The organism is Halomonas sp., from assembly GCF_033549285.1.
In the GTDB taxonomy this organism is placed as follows: Bacteria; Pseudomonadota; Gammaproteobacteria; order Pseudomonadales; family Halomonadaceae; genus Halomonas.
Genome location: NZ_JAWSUJ010000179.1, coordinates 1 through 4,040 on the forward strand (window position 1 = coordinate 1; position 4,040 = coordinate 4,040).

The following is a 4,040-nucleotide window of genomic DNA, read 5'->3' on the forward strand; positions in this document are numbered from 1 at the left end:
CCCGCTTTCGTGGCCGCCCTGTGCGAGGCGGGGGCCGAGCTCGAGCCCGGTCACCTCGAGGGGCGGGCCGCGGTGCGCGCCGCCAGTCCCGACAAGTCCCCCTACGCCGGCCCGGTGCCCGACGCCGAGGCCTGGCAGGGCGATTACGCGGGCCTGGCCAGGGACGCCACCCGCGTGCCCGATACGCCCGGCCGGCACCATGGGGGCCTGTGGATCAGCGCCGCCCACGGCTCCCGAGGCCTGGCCAGCGCGCCGCTGTGCGCGGAGCTTCTCGCCTCACGGATCTGCGACGAGCCGCTGCCGCTGGAACAGCCGCTGGTGGACCACCTGCACCCCGGAAGGAGGCTGATCCGCGACCTGATCCAAGGGAAGTAGAGTCAGCGAAAGGCATCGGGAACAGCGCGTAGAGGGGGACTGCGCCCTACCCCTCTTCCTCGTCGTCGGCCAGGTCGCGGCCGAAGGCGCGCCACTGGGCCAGGGTCATCACCTCGGTGGTCTCGGTCCTGAGGTCATGGGCGATCAGCAGCTCGCCGCGCTCGAGCTGGGCCTTGAGCTGGGCCACCCAGCCGCGCATGCCCTCGCCGGTGTCGGTGGTGTCGTAGCCCTGTCGGGTGACGAACGCCTCCAGCAGGGCGTCCAGGGTCTCGCCCGGCAGCATGCGGTAGGGCACCTCGATAAAGCGATCGTCGTTCATGCGTCGGTCTCCCCCTCTTCCCAGGCGGCCAGCCGTTCGAGGAAGGCGGCCTCGTCGATGACCTCGACCCCCATCTGCTCGGCCTTCTCCAGCTTGCTGCCGGCGGCCTCGCCGGCCACCACGCAGGCGGTCTTGCGGGAGACGCTGCCGGCGACCTTGGCCCCCAGGGCCTGGAGTCGCGCCTTGCCCTCGTCGCGGGTCATGCTCTCCAGGGTGCCGGTGAGCACCCAGCTCTGGCCGGCCAGCGGCTGGGGGCGCTCGCCGACCTCCTCCTCGTCCCAGCTCAGCCCGCAGTCGATCAGGTCGTCGATGGTCTCGCGGTTGTGGGGCTGGCGGAAGAAGGTATGCACGTGGGCGGCGACGACGGGGCCCACGTCCTCCACGGCCTCCAGCGCCTCGATGTCGGCCGCCATCAGCGCCTTCAGGGTGCCGAAGTGTAGCGCCAGGTTGGCGGCCGTGGCCTCACCCACCTCGCGGATGCCGAGTGCATAGACGAAGCGCGCAAGCGTCGTCTGCTTCGCCTTCTCGAGTGCCGCCACCAGGTTCTCGGAGGACTTGCTGCCCATGCGCGGCAGCTCGGCGAGGCGTTCGGCCTCGAGCCGGAACAGATCCGCCGGCGTGGTCACCCACTCACGCTCGACCAGCTGGTCGATCAGCTTCTCGCCCAGGCCGTCGATGTCCAGGGCACGGCGCGAGGCGAAGTGCTTGAGGGCCTCCTTGCGCTGGGCGGGGCAATAGAGGCCCCCGGAGCAGCGCGCCACCACCTCGCCCTCCAGGTGCTCGATGTCCGAGCCACAGGCCGGGCAGTGCTCGGGGAAGACGATCGCCCGTGCATCGGCCGGACGACGCTCCTCGAGCACCCGCACCACCTGGGGGATGACGTCGCCTGCCCGGCGGATCGCCACGGTATCGCCGATCATCACGCCGAGCCGGGCGATCTCGTCGGCATTGTGCAGGGTGGCATTGGAGACGGTGACCCCGGCCACCGAGACCGGTTCGAGCCGGGCCACCGGGGTGATCGCCCCGGTGCGACCGACCTGGAACTCCACGTCGTTGAGCCGGGTGGTCTCCTCCTGGGCGGGAAACTTGAAGGCGATGGCCCAGCGCGGGGCGCGCGCCACGAAGCCAAGCTCGCGCTGCAGGCGCAGGTCGTCGACCTTGATCACCACCCCGTCGATGTCGTAGCCGAGGTCGTCACGCTTCTCGCCGAGCCGTCGACAGTAGTCGATGATCCCCTCGGCCCCCTCGACCACCGCCAGTTCCTGGCTGGTGCGAAAGCCGTAGTCGCCGAGCCTCGCCATCAGCTGGCTGTGGCTGGCGTCGCCCTGCTCCGGCTCGATGCGCGCCACCTGGTAGGCACTGAACTCCAGCGGGCGGGTCGCCGTTATCCTGGGGTCGAGTTGGCGCAGGCTGCCGGCGGCGGCGTTGCGGGGGTTGGCGAACACCTTGCCATCCGACTCCCGGGCCCGTTCGTTCAGCGCCTCGAAGCCCTGATGGCTCATGATCACCTCGCCGCGCACCTCCAGCAGGGCGGGCGGGTCGTCGCCGCGCAGCCGCAGCGGGATGGAGCGCAGGGTGCGCAGGTTGGCGGTGATGCCCTCGCCGGTGCGGCCGTCGCCGCGGGTGGCACCGCTGACCAGCATGCCCTGCTCGAAGACCAGCGACACGGCGGCCCCGTCGAGCTTGGGCTCGCAGCAGAAGGCCAGCGGCTCGCCATGGGCCTCCAGGCGGTCGGCGACGCGTCTGACGAAGGCCTTGATCTCCTCCTCACTGAAGGCGTTGTCCAGGGAGAGCATGGGCACGGCGTGCCGCACCTCGGGGAAGCCGGCATCGGGCGCGGCCCCCACCCGCTGGGTCGGGGAGTCGGGGGTCACCAGGTCGGGATAGGCCTCCTCGAGCTCCTGCAGGCGGCGCAGGCGGCGGTCGTAGTCGGCGTCGGTGAGCCGCGGTTCATCGAGCACATAGTAGCGGTAGTTGGCGTCGTCGAGCTCGGCACGCAGGCGCGCCACCTCGTCGAGGATCTGCGGGTCGGGCTGTGTCATTGAATCTGCATTCTCGGTTAATGCAACAACCCCCGGGACAGGGCCGGGGGTTGTTGGCTTTCGGCTGGGCGCTCGGCGCTCAGCGCTAATTTACCTGATAACGGTTGAGGCGATTGCGTCGCTCGAACTCCTGGACCCGCTGGCGGGCGAACTCCACGGTCTGGGCGGTCATCACGCTCTGGTTCTCGTCCTTCAGCTCTCCACCGAGGTGGCGGACGATGACCATGGCGGTCTCGACCATCGCCTCGAAGGCAGCCGCGGTATCGCTGGCGCCCGGCAGCGGCATGAGCAGGGTGATGCCCTGGGTCCGGAAGTCGTCCATGGCCTCGATGGGGAAGGTCCCCGGCTTGACCACGTTGACCATGGAGAACTGCAGGCGGCTCTCCGGGTCCTCGGTCTCGAAGCGATGGAAGATGCCCATGTCGCGCCCGTAGCGCAGCCCGCAGGCCAGCATCAGGTCGAGCAGTGCCGTACCGGAGAAGCCCTCCTCGTCCCGTGCCATCACGCTGATGACGATGATCTCGTCGGACTGGCTCAGGGTCTCGCGGGCATGCTCGGCGTTGACGTCGTGGCGCAGGGCCCGTTCCAGCACCGGGTGGGTGCGCACCACGTCGTCGCGCGGGGCCACGTCGTCCCTTGCGGCCTCGACCGGCGCCTCCTCGGGCGCCTGCTGCGGGTCACGAGAGGGCGTGAAGAGCGGGTCGTCGTCATCGGCAGAGGCGACCGCCTCGGCCTCCAGGCGACGCCGTTCGGCCTCCTGGACGGCCTTCTCGTCCTCGGCACGCTGGCGACGGGCCGCCTCGCGGGCGGCCTTCTCGGCGCGCTCCTGCTCGCGGCGAACCTTCTCGCTGCGCTTGTGCTCGCGCCGCTCGGCGAGACTCTTCTGCAGGGAGGCCCCGAAGCGCTGCATGGAAGAACCCACCCGCTTGGAGCCGCTCTTGAGGGAGTCGCCCATCCCCTCGAGGTCCACCAGGCGGTAGTGTTCCTCGTCGGCGTAGGTGTCGTGATCCTCGGGGTCGGCTGCCAGGGGCTGGGTGTCCCGCGATGCGGCGGACTCCATGGACGTCTCGTCCAGGCCATCCAGGCTCGAGAGCCCCGGCTCGCGGCGCTCGTCGGCCTCGGGGTAGCGCCTCGCCGCCTCCTGAGCCGCCGGCTCCGTCACCGGGCCTCGGGAAGAAGCGGTGGTCGACTGGGCGTTGCGCTCGGGAGCGGGGTCGCGCTGTGCCACGGGCTCCGGCTCACGGCTCAGCGGCCGGACGGTCTCCCGCGACTCGGCGGCGGGACGGGCGACGCCCGGCTCACGC

The 4,040-nt window shown here is 70.8% G+C and carries 3 protein-coding genes and 1 pseudogene; 1 reads left to right on the forward strand and 3 read right to left on the reverse strand.

What is annotated here, in order from left to right:
• Nucleotides 1-375 (forward strand): annotated as a pseudogene (locus tag SCI24_RS21120) (bifunctional tRNA (5-methylaminomethyl-2-thiouridine)(34)-methyltransferase MnmD/FAD-dependent 5-carboxymethylaminomethyl-2-thiouridine(34) oxidoreductase MnmC); the annotation flags it as partial.
• 46 nt (nucleotides 376-421) lie between these two features.
• On the opposite strand, the gene SCI24_RS21125 reads toward SCI24_RS21120, so the two are convergent.
• The 3 genes from SCI24_RS21125 to zipA all read right to left on the reverse strand — a co-directional run.
• Nucleotides 422-694 (reverse strand): YheU family protein, encoded by a 273-nt coding sequence (locus SCI24_RS21125; protein ID WP_318727239.1) that lies wholly within the window; start codon nucleotides 692-694, stop codon nucleotides 422-424.
• The gene (gene ligA, locus SCI24_RS21130) at nucleotides 691-2,736 is read right to left on the reverse strand and encodes an NAD-dependent DNA ligase LigA (protein WP_318727240.1); all 2,046 of its coding nucleotides are present in this window, start codon (nucleotides 2,734-2,736) and stop codon (nucleotides 691-693) included. Before ligA ends, SCI24_RS21125 begins: the two co-directional genes overlap by 4 nt.
• A gap of 85 nt (nucleotides 2,737-2,821) precedes the next feature.
• Nucleotides 2,822-4,040, reverse strand: a 1,219-nt coding sequence (zipA, locus tag SCI24_RS21135; protein ID WP_318727241.1) for a cell division protein ZipA, incomplete at its 5' end; no start/stop codon positions are given.

Excerpts from the sequence above, each read along its gene's own strand:
- SCI24_RS21125 (WP_318727239.1), bottom strand. The coding sequence starts at position 694 with ATGAACGACGATCGCTTTATCGAGGTGCCCTACCGCATGCTGCCGGGC.
- ligA (WP_318727240.1), bottom strand. The coding sequence starts at position 2,736 with ATGACACAGCCCGACCCGCAGATCCTCGACGAGGTGGCGCGCCTGCGT.